Raw genomic sequence first — 19780 nt, 5'->3', positions numbered from 1 at the left:
AGCCAAAATGAGACACTCGCGCAGAAACAGTACTGCACCAGTGTCCCAAAACAGCCAAAATCAGACACTCGCGCAGCTAATGCTCGCGCAGATTGCGCGTTCTAAAAGCGCTCGATATTATCCAACGCGCATAATCTGCGGCACACCAGCCTCAACAAGCTTCCGCTCAAGATTCTTAACGCCAACAACATCCGCAAAATTAAAGCGCACAATCTTACTCACGCCGCACTCCCTAAAAAGCACAGACTCACGCTCCGCCTGCCTATCAATATTGCGATTAATAGCGGCCTGATTGTAGGAATTACGCAACATTTGAGTATCAGACGAAGAATTAAAGTTGATGTTCGCATGCGTAGAATTAGTCGAATCAACAAAATACTTGTCATACCCATCAAGCTCACCAACAATCAGGCCACCGCCCGAAACCCGCCACAAAAAATCACACCTATACTTAACCCTAGAATTTGGCGCAACAAACTCATGCTGCAACTCAGGCACCATAAACCCAAGATCAATCATCGTGCCGCGCGCAAAAGACTCGCCGCCATTCTCGCTTAAACCATTCTTAAAAAAGCAAAGGCGGCGCAGCCTAAAAATAGGATCCGCATTACTGCCGAAACCAGCTACACCGCCAAGACCAACACTACCAACACTGCCAGCATCACCAACACCAACGCCAACACCATCCCTCCAGCAGTATCTTCTCCCGCAGTATCTTCTCCCGCAAATCTCAAGAACCTTGTTAAAATTCACGTTATCGCGCGCAGCAGAATCAAAAATCGGCAAAGCAGCCCTAAAACTCAAGCTATTAGCAGCATCAAAAAGCAGCGTACTTTTGTCAACAACATGACTTCTAATCTCATAACTTACCCTGTCGCTTAAATGCGGAAGCGTAATAAGCCGCCCGTCATACTTGCGACTCGGCTGCACAATACGCACGTCGTCGCTCGTGCCATCCTGCTCTGTACCAATAGCGCGAATACGATGCAATTGCGGATTATCGTGCGTAGATTTGTTAGTTTTTGAGCGAATATAAATCTGCGTTGGAAGCGTCTGTAAATTAGTGTTCTGTGAATCGTATTTGCTACCAACAAACAGCGCGTCATAATCTTCAACAACATCATATCCTAATAAAGCTGCTCCACTCGTCACCGTAAACTTCCATTCTGGATAAATCTCCATCAAAGAAAGCGCTACATGACGTATGCGTTCTGACGTATATAGCCTTTGCCAATAATCAGTTTGCGAGTAAAGATTACGAAAAGTGCGCACAAAAGTGCCTTTCTTCACGCGTTTCTTTAGATACTGTTTTTGCGCGTTGGTGACAGGTCGAATGCATGTATGCTCTTGTTCAGCGTTTGAAACCATGCTGATAATGCTAGTATTTGCTGCAATCATACGACTGAGGTTATTCGACTTGACAATACTTGCGCAATAAGATTAACGCATTGTGGATAAAAGGTATTGAGCGCACGTAAAAGGTATTGAGCGCACGTAAATAAGTAGTTACGTAAGATTACGCAAGAGACACTCGCGCAGAACGCATACTGCACCAGTGTCCCAAAACAAGCAAAATCAGACACGCACGCAGAACGCATACTGCACCAGTGTCCCAAAACAAGCAAAATCAGACACGCACGCAGAAACCAATCTGCACCAGTGTCCCAAAACAACCAAAATGAGACACTCGCGCAGTCAATGCTCGCGCAGATTGCGCTCTCGCTTGCGAAACTCGCGTTGAAAGCACACTGTGCTTTCAACTTAAGCGAGTTTCCGCTCCGAGTTGCTTTCGCGCGCTACGCTCTATGCGCGAAAGCAGGTCGTCGCGCTGCGCAAGCAACAAAAAAGGAGCTTCAAGCCCGCAAGCTTGAAGCCCCATTTTTATATCAGATTATCGCAATCACTCAGCTTCGTCGCCGTAATCACCCTGACCACCCTGGTCGTCAAGGAAATCATCCGGGTTAAAGTCGTCGCCGAGCTTCATATCGCCAAAATCAATGTTGGAGAAGTCAACATCCGCCATATCGCTTTCACCGAAGTTCGATGGCGTGCCGTCAGCCCCACCCAAACCGAAGTTAGGGTAAATGGAGTCGCGCACCTGAGGATCCGGCTCCACGTTAGCGTTGCGGTAACGCGCCAAACCGGTACCAGCTGGGATGAGCTTACCGATAATAACGTTCTCCTTCAAGCCCTTAAGGTCATCTTCCTTCTGGCTCAAGGCGGCCTCGGTAAGCACGCGCGTAGTCTCCTGGAAGGATGCGGCAGAAAGCCAAGAATCCGTAGCCAAAGAAGCCTTGGTAATACCCATAAGCTCTGGTCGGCCGGCAGCAGGCTTGCCACCGTTCTTAACGGCAGCCAAGTTTGCCTCACGGAACTTTGCCTGATCCACAAGCTCGCCCGGAAGAAGCTCAGTGTCGCCAGAATCAATCACCGTAATACGGCGAAGCATCTGGTGCACAATAACTTCAATGTGCTTGTCGTGAATATCAACGCCCTGAGAACGGTAAACGTTGTGAACCTCTTCCACAATATTCACCTGAGCTGCGCGCGGACCAAGGATTCGCAAAATCTTCTTAGGATCCACAGAACCCTCAATCAGCTGCGTACCAACGTCAACATGCTCGCCATCCTTTACCAGCATTGGCGCACGACGCGTCACAGGGTAAACGATTGGCTCAACCGTAGTGTCGTCTGGAGTCAAAGTCACCTGACGGCCGTGATCGGTATCCTCAACCTTCACAACGCCTGGGAACTCAGCAATTGGAGCCTCGCCCTTAGGAGTACGAGCCTCAAAAAGCTCCGTAACACGAGGAAGACCCTGCGTAATATCGGAAGCCGAAGCAACACCACCGGAGTGGAAGGAACGAAGCGTAAGCTGCGTACCAGGCTCACCAATGGACTGTGCTGCCACAATACCAACGGCCTCGCCAACATCCACGAGTCGGCTCGTAGCCAAGGACCAGCCGTAGCACTTTGCGCAAACGCCGCGCTTAGATTCGCAAGTAAGCACAGAACGCGCCTTAACTTCCTCAACGCCGTGCGCAACCAAATCGCGCAAAACGTCCATAGAAAGCGCATCTCCGCACTTTGCCAAAACTGTAGTGCCGTCAGCAGGATCGAGAACATCTGCAGCAAGCAAGCGCGAGTATGGACCGCCATCAGCAGCCTTAACAAGCGTCAAGTTGCCGTTTTCGTCGCGATCAGCAATCTTCATCATAAGACCGCGCTTAGTGCCGCAATCTTCTTCGCGAACGATTACTTCCTGCGAAACGTCCACAAGACGACGAGTCAAGTAGCCAGATTCTGCCGTACGAAGTGCGGTATCTGCCAGGCCCTTACGAGCGCCGTGCTGGGAGATGAAGTACTCCAACACAGACAAGCCGTCGCGGTAGTTTGACTTAACAGGTCGAGGAATAATCTCGCCCTTAGGGTTTGCCACGAGGCCTCGCATACCAGCAATCTGGCGAATCTGCATCCAGTTACCACGTGCGCCTGACTGAACCATGATGTTCACGTTGTTGTCGTCGTGGAAGTTTTCGCGCATTGCGTCTGCAACCTTGTCGGTGCATTCAGTCCACAAGTTGATCAACTCTTGACGACGCTCTTCGTCGGTAAGAAGACCCATATCGTACTGGGAGTTGATTTTTGCAGCCTGATCCTCGTAATCTTGCGCGATTTGCTCGCGATTTGGAGGAAGCACAATGTCGGAGAATGCCATTGTTACGCCAGACCAAGGAGCGCGAGTAAAGCCGAGATCCTTCAAAGCGTCGAGTGTTGCTGCAACTTGCGCTGTAGAATAGCGGGTTGCGATTTCGTCGACGATCTTAGAAAGTACGCCCTTTGGCACCTGCTCGTTTACGAACGGATAGTCAACCGGCAAAGTTCCGTTGAACAAAATACGTCCGCAAGAAGTTGCAAACAGTACAGTTCCGTCCTTAAAACGCTCTTCGCGCACAACGTCTGGGCTGCCTGGCTCAGGATCAACAACCTTAAGCTCGGAAGGCTCCCAATTCCTTGGCAAAACGAAGTCTGAAGGAACGCGAATCAGCACCTTAGCTTGCATGTCAATCTCATGCTTGTCGAGAGCCATTTCAGCTTCAGCAAGCGAGGAGAAGACTCGGCCTTGACCCTTGGCTCCCTCAATTACGGTAGACAAGTAGTAAAGACCCAGAATCATATCCTGAGATGGCATTGTAACGGTGTGGCCGTCTGCTGGCTTCAAAATATTGTCGGAAGCCATCATCAAAGTACGAGCTTCAGCTTGAGCCTCGGCAGAAAGCGGAAGATGCACTGCCATCTGGTCACCATCGAAGTCTGCGTTGAATGCTGCGCAGGCAAGTGGTGGCAGGTGGATTGCTTTACCTTCAACCAAAATTGGCTCGAATGCCTGAATACCCAAGCGGTGAAGTGTAGGTGCGCGGTTAAGAAGCACAGGATGCTCGGAAATAACTTCCTCCAAGACGCCCCAAACTTCGGAGTCGCCGCGGTCTACCAAACGCTTTGCGCTCTTCATATTCTGAGCGAAGCCCTGATCTACCAAACGCTTAATAACGAATGGCTTGAAAAGCTCCAATGCCATTGGCTTTGGCAAACCGCACTGATGCATGCGAAGGCTTGGGCCAACGACGATTACGGAACGACCGGAGTAATCAACACGCTTACCGAGCAAGTTCTGGCGGAATCGGCCTTGCTTACCCTTAAGCATGTCGGAAAGCGACTTTAATGGTCGGTTGGATGCGCCGGTTACTGGGCGTCCGCGGCGGCCGTTGTCGAAGAGCGAGTCAACTGCTTCCTGAAGCATGCGCTTTTCGTTATTAAGCATGATTTCAGGAGCGCCGAGCTCAATAAGTCGCTTCAAACGGTTGTTACGGTTGATTACGCGACGGTACAAATCGTTCAAATCGGAAGTTGCAAAACGACCACCATCGAGCTGAACCATTGGTCGCAAATCTGGTGGGATTACTGGAATTACGTCCAAAACCATAGCTTCTGGCTTGTTTCCAGTAGTCAAGAACGCGTTTACAACCTTCAGTCGCTTCAAAGCGCGAGCCTTGCGCTGACCGGTTCCGTTGTCGATTTCTGCGCGAAGCTCTTCTGCGGCAGACTTCAAATCGAAGTCCTGCAAACGCTTCTTAATAGCTTCAGCACCCATGCAGCCTTCGAAGTAGTCGCCGTAGCGATCTTCCATCTCGCGCCACAAGTCAACGTCGCCTTCCATATCGCCTGCACGCAAGCCCTTGAAGCGGTCGAACACTGCGTTCAAACGCTGAATCTGCTCGTCGTAGCGAGTACGAATAGCAGACATTTCGCGTTCTGCACTAGCGCGCAACTTAGATTTTGCAGCACCCTTGCCGTCGCCAGATTCTTCCAGCTCGTGCAAGTCTTCTTCAACCTTCTTAGCGCGAGCTTCGATTTCGTTATCGCGACGCTTGCGCAAGTTGGCGATTTCGGTATCGAATTCGTCTTGCAAATCTGGAAGATCTTGATGACGCTGTTCTTCGTCGACTTTCGTAACCATGTAGGCTGCGAAGTAGATTACTTTTTCAAGATCCTTAGGTGCAATGTCGAGCAAGTAGCCCAAACGGCTTGGCACACCCTTGAAGAACCAAATGTGCGTTACCGGAGCTGCAAGCTCAATATGACCCATGCGTTCGCGGCGAACGCGGCTGCGGGTAACTTCCACGCCGCATCGCTCGCACACGATTCCCTTAAAGCGCACGCGCTTATACTTGCCGCACGCGCACTCCCAGTCGCGAGTTGGACCGAAGATCTGCTCACCGAACAGACCGTCCTTCTCTGGCTTTAGGGTACGGTAATTAATGGTTTCTGGCTTCTTTACTTCGCCGTGGCTCCAGCTACGGATATCTTCGGCGGTGGCCAGTCCAATCCTCAGTTTGTCAAATGCGTTGACGTCCAGCACTCTTATCGTCCTGTCTCATGAAATTGTTTTCTAATGTTTCTTAATTTCTTAAAGTGTGTTCGTTACTGAATCAGTTACCGAATCAGTTACCGAATCACTGGTATTCAGGTTCAACAGCAATCTGATCTTCCTTGGCGGACGAATCTGGTCGAGCGCCAATATTGAAGCCAAGATCGTCGGAAGATGAAACTGGGTCGTCCTCTTCATCCTTCATGTCGATTGCAACGCCTTCAGCGTTCAACACCTCAACATTAAGGGAAAGCGACTGCATTTCCTTAAGCAACACCTTGAAGGATTCAGGAATGCCTGCTGGTGGGAGGTTATCGCCCTTAACAATAGCGCCATACACGCGCACGCGGCCGTCGACGTCATCAGACTTCGTGGTCATCATTTCGTGCAATGTGTAAGCAGCGCCGTAAGCCTCGAGCGCCCACACTTCCATTTCACCGAAGCGCTGGCCGCCGAACTGAGCCTTACCACCCAACGGCTGCTGGGTAATCATGGAGTAAGGACCAGTGGAACGTGCGTGAATCTTATCATCAACCAAGTGATGCAGCTTCAAAATGTACATGTAGCCCACAGAAATTGGCTTCGGGAATGGCTCGCCAGTGCGACCGTCGAACAAAGTTGCCTTACCGTCTGAACCAACAAGCTTTTCGCCATCGCGATTTGCAAGAGTTGTAGAAAGCAAGCCCTTCAAAGTTTCTGGGCGAACGCCGTCGAATACTGGGGTTGCAACTGGAGTGCATGGATCGCCATGCTCAGCGCCCTGCGGCACGTACTTCTTCCAAGCAGCCTCAAGGTCTGGATCCAAGTTAATATCCCAGCCAGCGTGAGCAATCCAACCCAAGTGAAGCTCGAGCACCTGGCCCAAGTTCATTCGAGAAGGCACACCCAATGGGTTAAGCATAATGTCAACTGGAGTACCATCAGCCAAGAATGGCATATCTTCTTCTGGCAAAATGCGGGAAATAACACCCTTGTTGCCGTGGCGGCCGGAAAGCTTATCGCCCTGAGTGATCTTACGATGCTGAGCGATGTAAACGCGAATCATTTGGTTCACGCCGTTTGGAAGCTCGTCGCCGTCGTCTTCAGCGTCTTCGCGAGTGATTTCCTTAACTGCAATCACAGTACCGGTTTCACCGTGTGGAACGCGCAAAGAAGTATCGCGCACTTCGCGGCTCTTTTCGCCGAAGATTGCACGAAGCAAACGCTCTTCTGGAGTAAGCTCGGTTTCGCCCTTAGGGGTTACCTTACCAACCAAAATATCGCCGGCTTCAACTTCAGCACCAATGCGAATAATGCCACGCTCGTCGAGATTTGCAATCGCATCTTCGCCAACGTTTGGCAAGTCGCGAGTAATCTCTTCGGAACCAAGCTTGGTTTCGCGAGCGTCGATTTCGTACTCTTCAATATGAATAGAAGAAAGCGTATCGTCCTGCACAAGACGCTGGGAAATAATCACAGCATCCTCGTAGTTGTAACCGTTCCAAGGCATGAATGCAACGAGCAAATTCTTACCCAATGCGAGTTCGCCCTTTTCGGTTGCAGGACCGTCTGCCAAAACAGTACCAGCTTCAACGCGCTCGCCGTCTTTAATAAGCGGCACCTGGTTGTAGCAAGTAGTTTGGTTAGAACGCTGGAACTTAGAAAGCTTGTAGCTGGACTGAGTTCCGTCGTCGTTCATAACGCGAATAATATCTGCAGAAACGTAAGTTACTACGCCCGGCTTTTCTGCCAAGATTACGTCGCCAGAATCAACTGCTGCACGCCATTCGGAGCCGGTTCCAACAAGTGGGCGCTCGGACTTAATAAGCGGCACAGCCTGACGCTGCATGTTCGTACCCATCAATGCACGGTGGCCTTCGTCGTGCTCCAAGAATGGAATCAAGGAAGCGCCGAGGGAAACCATCTGACGTGGGGAAACGTCCATGTAGTCTACAGTGCTAACAGGCACATCGACTGCTTCTTCTTCGTCCACACGAGCAAGTGCTTGAGTGCCAACGAAGTTGCCGTTTTCGTCGAGTTCCTGGTTTGCCTGAGCAATAACGTGCTCGGCTTCGCGGTCTGCAGTCATGTATTCGACTTCATTAGTTACGTGACCGTTAACAACCTTGCGGTATGGGGTTTCAATGAAGCCGAATGGGTTGATTCGTCCGAAGGTTGCCAAAGAACCGATAAGACCGATGTTTGGACCTTCTGGGGATTCGATTGGGCACATACGTCCGAAGTGGGATGGGTGCACGTCTCGAACTTCCATGGAAGCGCGATCGCGAGAAAGACCACCAGGGCCGAGTGCGGAAAGACGACGCTTGTTAGTAACGCCTGCCAAAGGATTGTTCTGATCCATAAACTGGCTGAGCTGGGAAGTTCCGAAGAATTCCTTAATAGTTGCGTTTACTGGGCGAATGTTGATTAAGGACTGAGGAGTAATTGCTTCTGCGTCCTGAGTTGTCATACGTTCGCGCACAACGCGCTCCATGCGGCTTAAGCCGGTACGAAGCTGATTCTGCACAAGCTCGCCAACCTGGCGAATACGACGGTTTCCAAAATGATCAATATCGTCAACGTCAACACGCAACTGCACGTCTTGACCATCGCGCTTACCTTGGAAGGTTTTCTCGCCTGCGTGTAAGGTTACCAAATACTTGATAGTGGCGATAATATCTTCACGGTTCAAGCTGCGATCGCTGTAGTCTGCTTCGAGACCGAGCTTGCGGTTGATCTTGTAACGACCAACTCGAGCCAAATCGTAACGCTTTGTGTTGAAGTAGAAGGAGTCGAGAAGATTGCGGCCGGCTTCTGGAGTTGCAGTGTCGGCTGGGCGAATCTTACGGTACAAGTCTGTAAGTGCGTCTTCTTGAGTATCGATTGATTCCTTTTCGAGAGCATCCAAAACAAGTGGATAACCCTTGAAAGCTTCGGCAATTTCCGGCTTGGTCATGCCAATAGCCATAAGGAATACGATTGCAGACTGCTTGCGCTTGCGGTCAACGCGAACGCCTAAAACGTCGCGCTTGTCAATCTCAAATTCCAACCATGCACCGCGGCTTGGAATAATCTTCGCGCCGAAAACATCCTTGTCGGAAGTGCGATCCTGAGTGCGATCAAAATACACGCCTGGAGAGCGCACAAGCTGCGAAACGATTACTCGCTCGGTGCCGCCAATAATAAAAGTGCCGTGAGGAGTTTGCAATGGGAAATCACCCATGAAAACAGTCTGGCTTTTAATTTCGCCAGTTTCGCCGTTTTCAAACTCAGCGTTCACATAAAGTGGAGCGGAATAGGTGTAATCCTTTTCCTTGCACTCAAGCACAGTGTGGCGTGGTTCTTCAAAGTATGGGTCGGAGAATGTGAGGCTCATTGTCTCAGCAAAATTCTCGATTGGGGAAATCTCCTGGAAGACTTCGTCAAGACCGGAAACATGAGGCACGGTGTGAGTTCCGTTTGCCTCGTCTTCGGCAACGCGCTTCTTCCAGCGTTCAGAGCCGATCAACCAATCAAAGCTGTCGGTTTGCACGCCGAGGAGGTATGGCACATCAATAGGCTCACAAATGGAGCCAAAATTCACACGATCTGACGCTTTGTGCAGTTTAATATCATGCTCGTCAGCACGTGCGATGACTTTCGTGGTGCTCGTCATAGCTTGTTCAGCAGCCAATGGACGTTCCTTTATCACTCGCTAGTTAACTATTTAATCTTTGAAAACTGAAGAAAATCGCGGCAAATGATGTGCTTATTTAAGCATATTGTGATTCGCGAGCGCCTTCTTCGGTTCCATGAGCATGCCCGCTATATGACACACCTTACACAGACTCTCTACTCTACCAAAAACTCCGGACTTTTAGCCGCTATCACCACGCCAATAAAGAACCGACAACAAACGCCGGAAAAATACACGGCAAATGTTTCCCAAATCCGCAAAACCGACAACAAACGCCAGAGAAAAAACACGGCAAATGTTTCCCAAAACAATAAACATAATGTGCAAGTTGCGAGTAAACTAAATACGTTACGATTACGAAGTTACGTAAAGATACTTAAAAGGCTAAGGAATAGCATGAATAACAGCGAGAATCCGCAAGAAGCAAAAGCGAAAACCGAAGAGCAAACCGACGCACACAAAGCAGCCGCAAGCCGCGTAGAGCAAATGTACGAGTACGGGTATCGCAAGTCCAACTACGGCCCGGACGAGCTCGTAACCGACGCTCACGGAAATCCGATTAGCGTTATGGACGCAATGCTCAGCGCCGACGATGCCGCACGCGCCGAAACGCACACTCCTCATCTTTGCTTCTACTCCCCTCGTATTCCGGGAAATACTGGTTCTGCAATTCGTCTTTGCGCTGTAACCGGCACGATTTTGCATTTGGTTGAGCCGCTCGGTTTTAATTTGCACGATACTAAATTGCGTCGTGCTGGCTTGGATTATCACGATATGGCTCACGTTGTTTTGCACCCGAATTTTGAGAATTTAGTTGAGTCGATGCCTAATTCTCGAATTATTGCGTTTACTGCAAATGCTACGAAACTTTACACCGAAATTGAGTATAAACCGAACGATATTCTGCTTTTTGGCCCGGAACCAGGAGATATTCCGGATCCGATGGATGTTATGGCAGGCCCGCACGTTGCAGAGCAGGTTCGTCTTCCAATGCGACCGTCGCTTCGTAGCTTGAATCTTACGAATTGCGCTTCTATTGCGGTGTACGAAGCGTGGAGGCAGCTCGGTTTCGCCGGCGGCAAGTAAGCACATCAAACTATGCATTACAATGGATAATATGTTCACACCATCCGGAATACACAAAATAAAGCGACAGATGCAACGCAAAGCGAGCGCTGTATTTAATCGCGGCAAATTGCGTAAATCCGGCAAAAAAATGAGCAAGTCGCAGCAAAAAATGTATTTTCGCAGACGCGTTTTTGTGTGCGTAGTGCTTTTTTTGATTGTGTCGCTGGCAATATTTTGCGTTATTAGCTTAGGCAAGGGACTTGCTGCACTTGGCGGTGCGATTGCAGGACATGAGGTTAATGTTTCTAGAAAGTCCGTGCCAGATCCGCGCCCGGTTGGCCTTACTCCCCGATGCACTGCGCGCGATATTAATATTGAACTTTCTGTGAAATCTCAAAACGTTCCTATGGGCGGAAGCGTTGAGCTTACTGAGCGTTTTGTTTATGAGGGAAATACTTCGTGTCTTATTGATGCTTCCGATATGAATTCTGTGCTGTATGTAAACAGTAGTGATGCTGTTAGTAAGGCGAATGATGATGCAAAAGATAGTAAAGATGGCAAAGATAACAAAGAAGTAAAAAGCGGAAAAAATGCTAAAGATTCAAAAGACGCGAAAGACGCAAATAGCAGCAGCTACTTATCTAACGCAGTGTGGCGTTCAGATACTTGCGATACTGCTTTGAAACCGCTTCTTATGGCTAAGGGCGATCATTTTGAAAAGAAGATTACCTGGAATACCAATACGAATGCAGGAAAAGGCTGCACTGCAGACGAGGATTTGCCGAAGGTGAATCGCGGAACTTATGTTCTTAGAGTTGAGCATAAGCGCGTTGCGGGATTGCATAGCGAGCCGCTTTTTGTAAACGTGCGCTAATCGTGCTGTAAGCGTGCATCAAGCAAACGTATTACAGCTTCGCGCAAATGCGCGCAACTTCGCGCAAAACTACGCGTCAGTTTTCGTCTGCAGAATTATGTGCTAAATCAAAATCCGTAGCATCTGCAGCAGAATTAAGAATCTCGCGATCGTCACCAACAGGCGCCAAAACCAAATCCTTAACAAGCTCGCGCGTACGAAGCTGAGAATCAGCGTCCAAACCATCGTCGGTAATAACAGTATCAACCTGATCAAAACGCGCAAATAGCGAAAGCGACGTGCAGCTCCACTTAGTGTGATCCGTCAAAATAATAGTGCGGTCAGCAATATCCATTAAAGCCATATCTGTAGCCGCTTCCAAAGAGTTCGGCATAAGGAATCCGCGAGGAAGAGACACCGAGTGCGTGCCAAGAAACACGGTATTCACGCGAAGAGAAGCCACAACTTTGTCTGCAATCGGGCCAACCAGCGAGTTGGAGCGCGTAATCACGCCGCCGGTTACAATAACCTCAACATCCTTGGACTCCAAAGCCTGCACAAGCTCGGCAACAGGAATCGAATTAGTCAAAATCGTAATTCCGGAAGCCCTGCGAGACTCCAGCAAATGCTGCGCAAACACGTAAGCTGTTGTGCCGCCGCCAATAGCAATAACATCTCCCGGAGAAACGTAGTCCACAGCCAAACGCGCAATAGCATCCTTCAAACCAATGTCCATTTGCGACTTTACAGAAAACAGTGGCTCGGAAAGCAAAGTGTTGGTTGTTACAGCGCCGCCGTGAACTCGCTTTAAAAGACCGCGATCGGAAAGCTCGGCAATATCCCTGCGAACTGTCATTGCAGAAACGTTCAGCTCTTTAGACAACGCGGTAATGCGAACTGCACCGCGAGTACGAAGACGGCTTAAAATCAAATGTTGACGCTGCGAAGAAATCATACGAACATTATCGCACAAGTATACGCAAAAAACAAACGCGATTGAGCGTTTTGGGGTGTAAAAACGAAAAGAACGCACATTTACCCGCGTACAAATCTTATTTTTGTAATAAATCGCACAAAAACGAACGCGCATTCGGGTGGCAAACGCACAAATAATGCACTAGTATATAGATATGCATTACGTTTCTGAAAATTCATTGCACAATGTCGTCAATAAAGCCACGACTGATTTTTTCACTTTCTCCTACAAGCATGTAATAAAGCCTCATTTTGTGTTCAACATTCCTCCTGACGAAGCTCACGAACGCATGATTGACTTCTGCAAATTCAGCGAAAATACGCCGGGACTTATGTGGCTTCTTCGCACAATGCTTAACTACACGGATCCGGTTCTTGAAACGAATGTTATGGGATTGGATTTTGCGAACCCGTTCGGCTTAAGCGCCGGCTTAGATAAAAACTGCCAAATGGCAACCGTGCTAGACAATGCCGGCTTTGGTTTTGAAACAGTTGGCTCAACTACAAGCCGTCCTTGCGAAGGAAATCAGAAGCCTTGGTATCATCGTCTTCCGCAATACGACTCTATTTTGGTACACGCAGGCTTAGCAAACGACGGCAGCGAAGCGGTTGTTGCGCGCGCAGAAAAAGCGTGGACTAAAGCTAAGTCAATGAATATGTCTATTTCGATTGCTCGCACTAACGACGATTTAGTTGGCGATTTAAACGAAGGCATTGAAGATTATCACATTTCTATGGAACGCGCTGCTGGACGCAGCTCGATTATTGAGGTGAATATTTCCTGCCCGAATACTCGCGTAGGTGAGCCTTTTAGAGAGCCTGAAGCGCTGGATAAGCTTTTTAGCGATCTTGATACTATTAAGCGACCGCAGCCAACTCTTGTTAAGATGCCGCTTAATTTGCCGGGAGGATGGGAGCAGTTTAAGTCACTTCTAGATGTTCTTGCCGAGCATAAGGTTGATGGCGTAAGTATTGCGAACTTGCAGAAGAACCGCTCCGGACTTGACGTTCCAGCAGATTGGCAAGGCGCACTTTCTGGAGGCCCTACCTACCAGGCAAGCAACGAACTTATTAGTCGCACGCGTAAGGCTTTTGGCGATCGTTTTGCTATTGCTGGAATTGGCGGCGTATTTACACCAAAGCAAGCATACGAGAAGATTCGCGCTGGCGCGGATTTGGTTATGTTTATTACGTCGCTTATGTACAGAGGACCGCAGCAGATTACGACGCTAAAGCGCGGACTTGCGGATCTTTTGAAGCGCGACGGATTCGAGCATGTTTCCGACGCTGTTGGAGCAGATTTAGACTAAAAGTGACGGCATAAACTACTCAGTTGCGTGTAGTTTATGCCGTTTTTTTTTGCGCAATTTTGACCAAAACAGCGCACGTGCAAGTAGTTTATGCCGCCTGCGCTGTTTAATCATCTAAAACTTAATACCCATCTCCTGTGGAAGTGCTGTAGTCATCTCGACGAGCAGTTCCATACTGATCCTGCGTCTGCTGCTGCTTATTAGCCTCTTCCTGCTGTTCGGTAGCAGCCTGACGACGAGCGTCTTCATCTCGCTTCTCCTGCTCAGTTTGTGCAGGCTTCTTATAAAGCGAGTCGTGCGTTGAGGAAGCTCCGGCAGTGTACTTTGGATCCGGCTTTCCGTAATCGTTATCAACAGGAATATTAGCAGCCTTCAAATAGTCGTTCATAAACTGCTTCCAGGCAGGCGTTGCAATATACATACCATACCAAGCTGCCATTGTGCGACCGTTAATAGTCATGCCGTTAAAGCTCTTTTGCGATTCGGCATTGCCGACAGCCACAAACGAAGCCACCTGATACGGCACAAATCCTGCTGTGGTCATGTAGTACTGTTCGTTAGTACCAGTTTTTGCGAAGGTTTTACGTCCGCCGTCAAGCTGAGTTGTTGAAGCCTCACCACCAGGTTGAACAACACCCTGATTAAGTGCGTATGCGGCAGTTTGTGCAATACCCTTTGGAATAGCCTGATGGCAATGCGCACTAGGAACTCTTAAACGCTTGCCGTTCTTATCAATAACTCGCTTAATGGCAATCGGGTCGCAAGCAACACCATCCGCACCCAAAGTTGCATACACATTCGCAACAGTTAAAGGCGAAGCCTGCACAGAACCAATGGTCATTGGCGGGTTCAAAGAATTGGCAGAATACACGCTTTCCTGACCAAGAGGCGAATTATGGTAGCCAAGAATTTTAGCAGCGTCTGCAATAGAGCACAGCTTAATTTGCTGAGCCATAGACGCCTGCGTAGTGTTGTGAGAACGAACAAGACCTTGCAAAGGCGTTTCTGGGCTAACAGTGCCACCGCCGGAGTTTTGCACAAACCATGAGCCGGCTCCGCGGAACTTATTGCAGTTAAAATCAGAATTATTGTATCTAATAGTTGTGCGAAGAGGCTGGTTGATTGACTTTCCAGCAAGCATCCACGCAACCATATTGATAGGCTTCCAAGTAGAACCAATCTGCCAGCCAAGACCGCCACCATCTCGCTCGTCAACAGCGTAGTTAAGAGCAGTATGAGTTGGGTCAGACCTAGCAGCGTCGGACGCATCATAAATACGGTTGCTACCAAAGGCCAAAACCTCACCAGTTCCAGGCTTAATAGCGGCAATCGAAACTTCAAAACCGCTTTTATCGTTTACTGGAATCGTGTCACGAGCAGCTTTCATTGCAGCCTTACTTGCGCGCAAATCCATAGTGGTGTAAATATCGAGACCACCTTCAGTAAGAAGCTTTTCTCGAGCAACAGCCGTCTTTCCAAATTCGCGAGAGTGCAAAATTCGCTTGGTTACGTAATCGCAGAAGAATGCAGCGTCGCCTGCAGCCTGGCAACCAATCTTAGACACTTCGCGCTGCACATTAAGAGTATCTTTTAGCGGAGTTGCTACAGCAGAATCGTGCTCTTTCTGATTTATAAAACCTTGACGAAGCATTAAATCAAGCACAATATTGCGCTGCTTTTGCGCTTCTGGTTGATTTTCTTCAATAGATGGATCGTAATGAGAAGGATTTTTTGTGATTGCAGCAATAGTTGCAGCCTGCACAAGATTAAGCTTTGCTGCGCTCGTATTAAAGTAGCGATGAGCTGCAGTTTCTACACCGTAAATATTATTGCTACCAAATTGCGCAATATTAAGATAGCCTTGCAAAATCTCAAGTTTTGAATACTTCTTTTCCATTTGGATTGCTATGAGCATTTCGCGAAGCTTACGCGCAATCGTGCCTTCAGAAGCGTGATATTCCGCCAAAGGATCGTTGTTTTCGCGCGCTTTAATCATAAGCACATTTTTCACATACTGCTGTGTTAAGGAAGAGCCACCTTGCATATCTGACTTTTTAACGAATGTTTTCACAAACGCACGCATAACGCCTTGAACGTCAACGCCAGAATGCTCAAAGAATCGCCTATCTTCACGAGCAACCATTGCCTGCTGCATATATTGCGAAATACGTCTAAGCGGCACAACAGTGCGATTTTGCGCGTAAAATGTTGCGATAATTGTTTTGCCGTCAGCTGCATAAAGTCGCGATTTTTGCGGCAAAGCAGTTACGTCAAAATCGATGCCATCAACGCGAAGTGAAGGAACAACTGTTTTCACCACGCTATTCACACTCATAACGCCAGGAACGAACATAATACTTGCAGCAACACCACCAGCAACACACAAAGTGATGTAGGTAAGAAACAGCGCTAGCACACGGCGAGCAGTAAGTGAATTCTTTTTCGGCATGCGTACTATTCTAAAGGTTTGCCTCTACTTGAACAATCAGCGCTCTGCTCTTCGAATTAACATTCCCGGCTTATAAATAATAATCGAGCGTCCTTTTCGCATAATCCACCCGCGATTTGCAAAATCCATAAGCGCCTTGTTTACAGTTTCCCTAGAAGAACCAACCAACTGAGCTAATTCTTCCTGAGTTAAATCGTGCGGCACAAGCAAACCGTCACTCATTGGCTCGCCAAATCTGGATGCCAAATTCAACAAAGTTTTTGCCAAACGAGCTGGAACATCCATAAAAACTAAATCGGAAATTCTCTCATTATTCGCTCTCATTCGCGCAGCCAAAACTTGCAGCATATCTACAGCAACTCGAGGATGATTATTTAGCCAAGCGAATAAAATATCGTTTTCCAGCCACAAAACTTTTGTTTTGCTTGTAATTGTGATTGCCGAAGCTGTACGAGGACCGCCCTTTGGGTCAAAAACAGGAATTTCGCCCAAAATTTCGCCAGAAGTATGAATACTAAGCAATTGCACGCGATTATCGTTAGAATGACGTACTAATTTTACGCGACCGCGCTCAAGAAGATACATTCTGTGATCGGTATCTCCCTCATTAAAAATCGACTCACCTTTGTTGAAAATCGACTCCTGAAGATGCACCAAAAGTTCCTTCATTTGATCCGCAGGAACTTGCTTAAACAATGCAGTGTGTTGCAGAGACAATCTATCACTATTTGTGATCACTGCACTAGTTTTGCTTATCACCATTGCTTTACCCTTCTCAAGCAAAGTAGATACATCGCCTTTGAGTTACCTACGCACACGGATGAACGTAAACGTATGCGCGTAAACGAACAACACTAAGGACTATAATATCACGAATATTGGCTGGAAGGCGACATAAACAGCGCAAAGCTGAGTAGTTTCGGTCGTTTATTCGTTTATGCCCATCGCACTAAGACACCAAGCGTTTTCGTACGAAAGCTCCTGCCACTGCCTATACCTGCCAGAAGTGCCGCCGTGGCCGCCGTCAGTTTCAACACGCGCAATAGCATCCACCCCAGAAGCCTGCAATTTCGCAAGCCATTTCATAGGTTCAGTAACAAGTACGCGAGTATCGTGAATAGACGAAGTGATTAAGATTTTCGGAAAATCAGCTAATTTTTTGCGCCCCTCTTCACTACTAGCACAAGGCACGTTTTCGTAAGGTGTATACGACTTCATATAAGCGTAATCTTCAGCATTATTAAGCGGATTTCCCCACTCATCCCACTCGGTTACAGTAAGCGGCAAAGAAGAATCGAGCATAGAAGTAAGTGCGTCAACGAACGGCACGTCCGCTTCAATTCCCGCATAACATCGTGGTGCCATATTTACTATAGCACCCATAAGCAAGCCGCCTGCAGAACCGCCATTTGCAACAGTATGGCAAGCCGAAGCAAAACCAGCATTCTGCAATGCGCGCGTTGCGTCAACAAAATCTTCAAAAGTGTGCTTTTTATTAACGCGCCTACCCTGCTCATACCACGCGCGACCCATTTCGCCGCCGCCTCGCACATGCACTTGCGCGTACAGCACTCCGCGATCTAGCAAGCTTAAGCGTCCAACAGAAAAACTAGGGTCCGAACTTACTTCGTACGCGCCGTAGCCTGTAATAAACATTGCTTCGGTTTGCGAAATTTTATCCGGTCGCCAAACAATAGACACCGGCACGCGCTCGCCATCTCTAGTGGTAATCCATATGCGCTTTTCGGCGTAATTATGCTCGTCAAACTCGCCAAGAATCTTCCCGCGCTTAAGCAACACGTCTTCGCCGCTAGAAGGATCAAGCTCACGAAGCTGGCCTAAAGTTGCGTAGCTTCCAAAAGCGTAACGCATGCGAGGAGCTTCATAAGAAGGATTTCCAGTCATAGAAATACTAAACAAGCGATTATTTTTGATTTCTTCGTTAGATATTTTGCAAAGAGATTCGCGCGAAGAAGATTTAGTTTGATTAGTTATACAAGATTCCAGATTATTAGCGTGCGAAATACTTACGTTTTGAACATTAACGCGAGTAGATTCGTGCTCTAAAACACTTTGAGGCTGAACTTCGTAAAAACGCCACGGCTTGCCGTTTAAAAAGTCTTCTGCAGCGCGCTTTTTGCTAATTACAGCCAGATGCGGCAATCCTTGAGCGCGATACGCCAACGCAACATAATTTTTATACATTGACAATCCGCTTATGCTTAAGCCGACTGAGTTTCGCAATATTTCAGGATTTTGTTCGCAATTATACGGCTGACAAATAGGCTTTTTGCTGGCAGAAGCCTCCCACAAATCTCCATTTTCACAGCCGTAAGGAGAACCGGAAGCAACGCAAACGCCATCGCCTAATTTATAAGTTGCAATTTTAGATGAGACTGCGCTTGTAGTTGCACTTGCACCAGCGCTTGCATTTGCGTACGTATTTACGTCCGAATCTGCGTCCGAATCTGCGTCCGAATCTGCGTCCGGAAGATTTCGCATATCAATAACGTCAATCTCAAAATTAGGATTTTTAGCATTGTGGCAAACAATAGCAACCGGAATATCTTCACCGTTTTTACCAGCGCCTTCAAAGCATGCGAAGGAAATGTCGTATTCAACGCCTTCAACCGGCTCAATAACCATGCGAAAATCACCTTCAGGCGTACTCAGCGGAAGCATAAGCACACGAGAAGTTGTTTTAGAGCTGCTACTAATCATCATGTAGCGTTCGTCAAAACTTTCGTAAACGTCAACAAAAAAGCGCTCGTCTTCTTCTTCAAAAACTTTTACATCGCTGCTTGTTGGCGTTCCAACGCGGTGACGCCAAACCTGGTAAGGACGCCATGCGCTGTCTATTTTTACATAAAACACCCATTTTCCGTCCGGAGAAAGTGAAGCAGACGAAAGATTCTCCCAAGACTCTTCCAAAGGCGACCAAGAGCATGTGCTGGAAGAAAAATCGCGCATAAAATAGCTAAAACGTTCGTCGCCTTGAGTATCAACTCCGTAAAGCATGCGAGAGCCGTCGGAGCTTAAATCCATGCCTCCAAGCCGGAAGAATTTACTTCCAGCAAGCTCCGCTTCTTTGTTCGCATCAAAAAGTATTTCTTCACCTAAAGTTACGCCCGGCTCAGCAGACCCATCTATAGTAGGCGGATTCCAATTAGCTTCATCGCTAACTTTCATACGGCATTGAATAGCGTACTGTTTCCCCTCTTGTGTACGAACGTAATACCAGTAATTATTCATTCGCACAGGAACAGACATGTCTGTTTCTTGAACCCTAGAGCGCAATTCGTTAAATAATGTAGAACGCAAGTTTTCTAAATGCTTAACACGCTTAGCAGTATACGCATTTTGAGAATTGATATACTCAAGAAGCTCGCTGCTACTACGATTTTTCATCCAAGCGTATTCGTCAACATAAGTATCGCCATGAAATTCACGCTTCGAGGGTATTCGCTTAGCTTCTGCAGGTTTTTCAAAGACTGTTTGGGAAGTTGTTTTACAGCTTGTTTCGCAAATCTTTTCGCTCATA

Annotated in this window: 10 protein-coding genes; 3 read left to right on the top strand and 7 right to left on the bottom strand. The window is 48.0% G+C overall.

The features are described from left to right. Nucleotides 1-117 precede the first annotated feature (117 nt). The 3 genes from NG78_RS03350 to rpoB form a co-directional block, all read right to left on the bottom strand. Entirely contained in the window at nucleotides 118-1398 is a 1281-nt protein-coding gene (locus NG78_RS03350) for a hypothetical protein (RefSeq protein WP_004134384.1), read from the bottom strand. Between the two features lie 502 nt (nucleotides 1399-1900). Then, on the bottom strand, nucleotides 1901-5920 hold the full coding sequence (locus NG78_RS03355) for a DNA-directed RNA polymerase subunit beta' (RefSeq protein ID WP_004134380.1): 4020 nt from the start codon (nucleotides 5918-5920) through the stop codon (nucleotides 1901-1903). A 94-nt stretch (nucleotides 5921-6014) separates the two neighbouring features. Next, a complete protein-coding gene (gene rpoB, locus NG78_RS03360; RefSeq protein ID WP_032837779.1) occupies nucleotides 6015-9563 on the bottom strand; it encodes a DNA-directed RNA polymerase subunit beta in 3549 nt (1182 codons plus the stop codon). A gap of 417 nt (nucleotides 9564-9980) precedes the next feature. Here rpoB and NG78_RS0105840 point away from each other — a divergent pair, with 417 nt between their 5' ends. Together NG78_RS0105840 and NG78_RS03365 are read left to right on the top strand one after the other, a co-directional pair. Then, nucleotides 9981-10670, top strand: coding sequence for a tRNA (cytidine(34)-2'-O)-methyltransferase (locus tag NG78_RS0105840; protein WP_004134375.1), 690 nt, complete (start codon nucleotides 9981-9983; stop codon nucleotides 10668-10670). Nucleotides 10671-10740: 70 nt separating this feature from the next. After that, nucleotides 10741-11526: a hypothetical protein gene (locus tag NG78_RS03365; protein ID WP_004134373.1), complete on the top strand. Its 786-nt coding sequence runs from the start codon at nucleotides 10741-10743 to the stop codon at nucleotides 11524-11526. A 76-nt stretch (nucleotides 11527-11602) separates the two neighbouring features. On the opposite strand, the gene NG78_RS03370 is transcribed toward NG78_RS03365, so the two are convergent. Next, nucleotides 11603-12460, bottom strand: a complete 858-nt coding sequence (locus NG78_RS03370; protein ID WP_029600061.1) for a DeoR/GlpR family DNA-binding transcription regulator — start codon at nucleotides 12458-12460, stop codon at nucleotides 11603-11605. A gap of 175 nt (nucleotides 12461-12635) precedes the next feature. On the opposite strand from NG78_RS03370, the gene NG78_RS03375 reads away from it, so the two are divergent. Further along, complete coding sequence (locus tag NG78_RS03375) at nucleotides 12636-13790, top strand: quinone-dependent dihydroorotate dehydrogenase (protein ID WP_004134370.1); 1155 nt, start codon at nucleotides 12636-12638, stop codon at nucleotides 13788-13790. Between the two features lie 121 nt (nucleotides 13791-13911). On the opposite strand, the gene NG78_RS03380 is transcribed toward NG78_RS03375, so the two are convergent. The 3 genes from NG78_RS03380 to NG78_RS03390 all read right to left on the bottom strand — a co-directional run bounded on the left by NG78_RS03380 (nucleotide 13912) and on the right by NG78_RS03390 (nucleotide 19779). After that, nucleotides 13912-16239 carry a transglycosylase domain-containing protein gene (locus NG78_RS03380; RefSeq protein ID WP_004134368.1) on the bottom strand — a complete coding sequence of 776 codons (2328 nt, stop codon included), beginning with the start codon at nucleotides 16237-16239 and terminating at the stop codon, nucleotides 13912-13914. A 36-nt stretch (nucleotides 16240-16275) separates the two neighbouring features. Then, a complete protein-coding gene (locus NG78_RS03385) occupies nucleotides 16276-17001 on the bottom strand; it encodes a Crp/Fnr family transcriptional regulator (protein WP_004128969.1) in 726 nt (241 codons plus the stop codon). A gap of 165 nt (nucleotides 17002-17166) precedes the next feature. Further along, nucleotides 17167-19779: a S9 family peptidase gene (locus tag NG78_RS03390; RefSeq protein ID WP_004134359.1), complete on the bottom strand. Its 2613-nt coding sequence runs from the start codon at nucleotides 19777-19779 to the stop codon at nucleotides 17167-17169. Nucleotide 19780: the final 1 nt, after the last annotated feature.

Source organism: Gardnerella greenwoodii 00703Dmash (assembly GCF_000263635.1).
Taxonomy (GTDB): domain Bacteria; phylum Actinomycetota; class Actinomycetes; order Actinomycetales; family Bifidobacteriaceae; genus Bifidobacterium; species Bifidobacterium greenwoodii.
The sequence above is the reverse complement of the archived record's forward strand: the minus strand, read 5'-3'. Positions and strand labels throughout refer to the sequence as shown.

What these genes read in the sequence shown, in the direction of transcription:
- NG78_RS03380 (WP_004134368.1), bottom strand. Translation starts at nt 16,239, where the DNA reads ATGCCGAAAAAGAATTCACTTACTGCTCGCCGTGTGCTAGCGCTGTTT.
- rpoB (WP_032837779.1), bottom strand. Translation starts at nt 9,563, where the DNA reads ATGACGAGCACCACGAAAGTCATCGCACGTGCTGACGAGCATGATATT.
- NG78_RS03365 (WP_004134373.1), top strand. Translation starts at nt 10,741, where the DNA reads ATGCAACGCAAAGCGAGCGCTGTATTTAATCGCGGCAAATTGCGTAAA.
- NG78_RS0105840 (WP_004134375.1), top strand. Translation starts at nt 9,981, where the DNA reads ATGAATAACAGCGAGAATCCGCAAGAAGCAAAAGCGAAAACCGAAGAG.
- NG78_RS03375 (WP_004134370.1), top strand. Translation starts at nt 12,636, where the DNA reads ATGCATTACGTTTCTGAAAATTCATTGCACAATGTCGTCAATAAAGCC.
- NG78_RS03370 (WP_029600061.1), bottom strand. Translation starts at nt 12,460, where the DNA reads ATGATTTCTTCGCAGCGTCAACATTTGATTTTAAGCCGTCTTCGTACT.
- NG78_RS03350 (WP_004134384.1), bottom strand. Translation starts at nt 1,398, where the DNA reads ATGATTGCAGCAAATACTAGCATTATCAGCATGGTTTCAAACGCTGAA.
- NG78_RS03390 (WP_004134359.1), bottom strand. Translation starts at nt 19,779, where the DNA reads ATGAGCGAAAAGATTTGCGAAACAAGCTGTAAAACAACTTCCCAAACA.
- NG78_RS03385 (WP_004128969.1), bottom strand. Translation starts at nt 17,001, where the DNA reads ATGGTGATAAGCAAAACTAGTGCAGTGATCACAAATAGTGATAGATTG.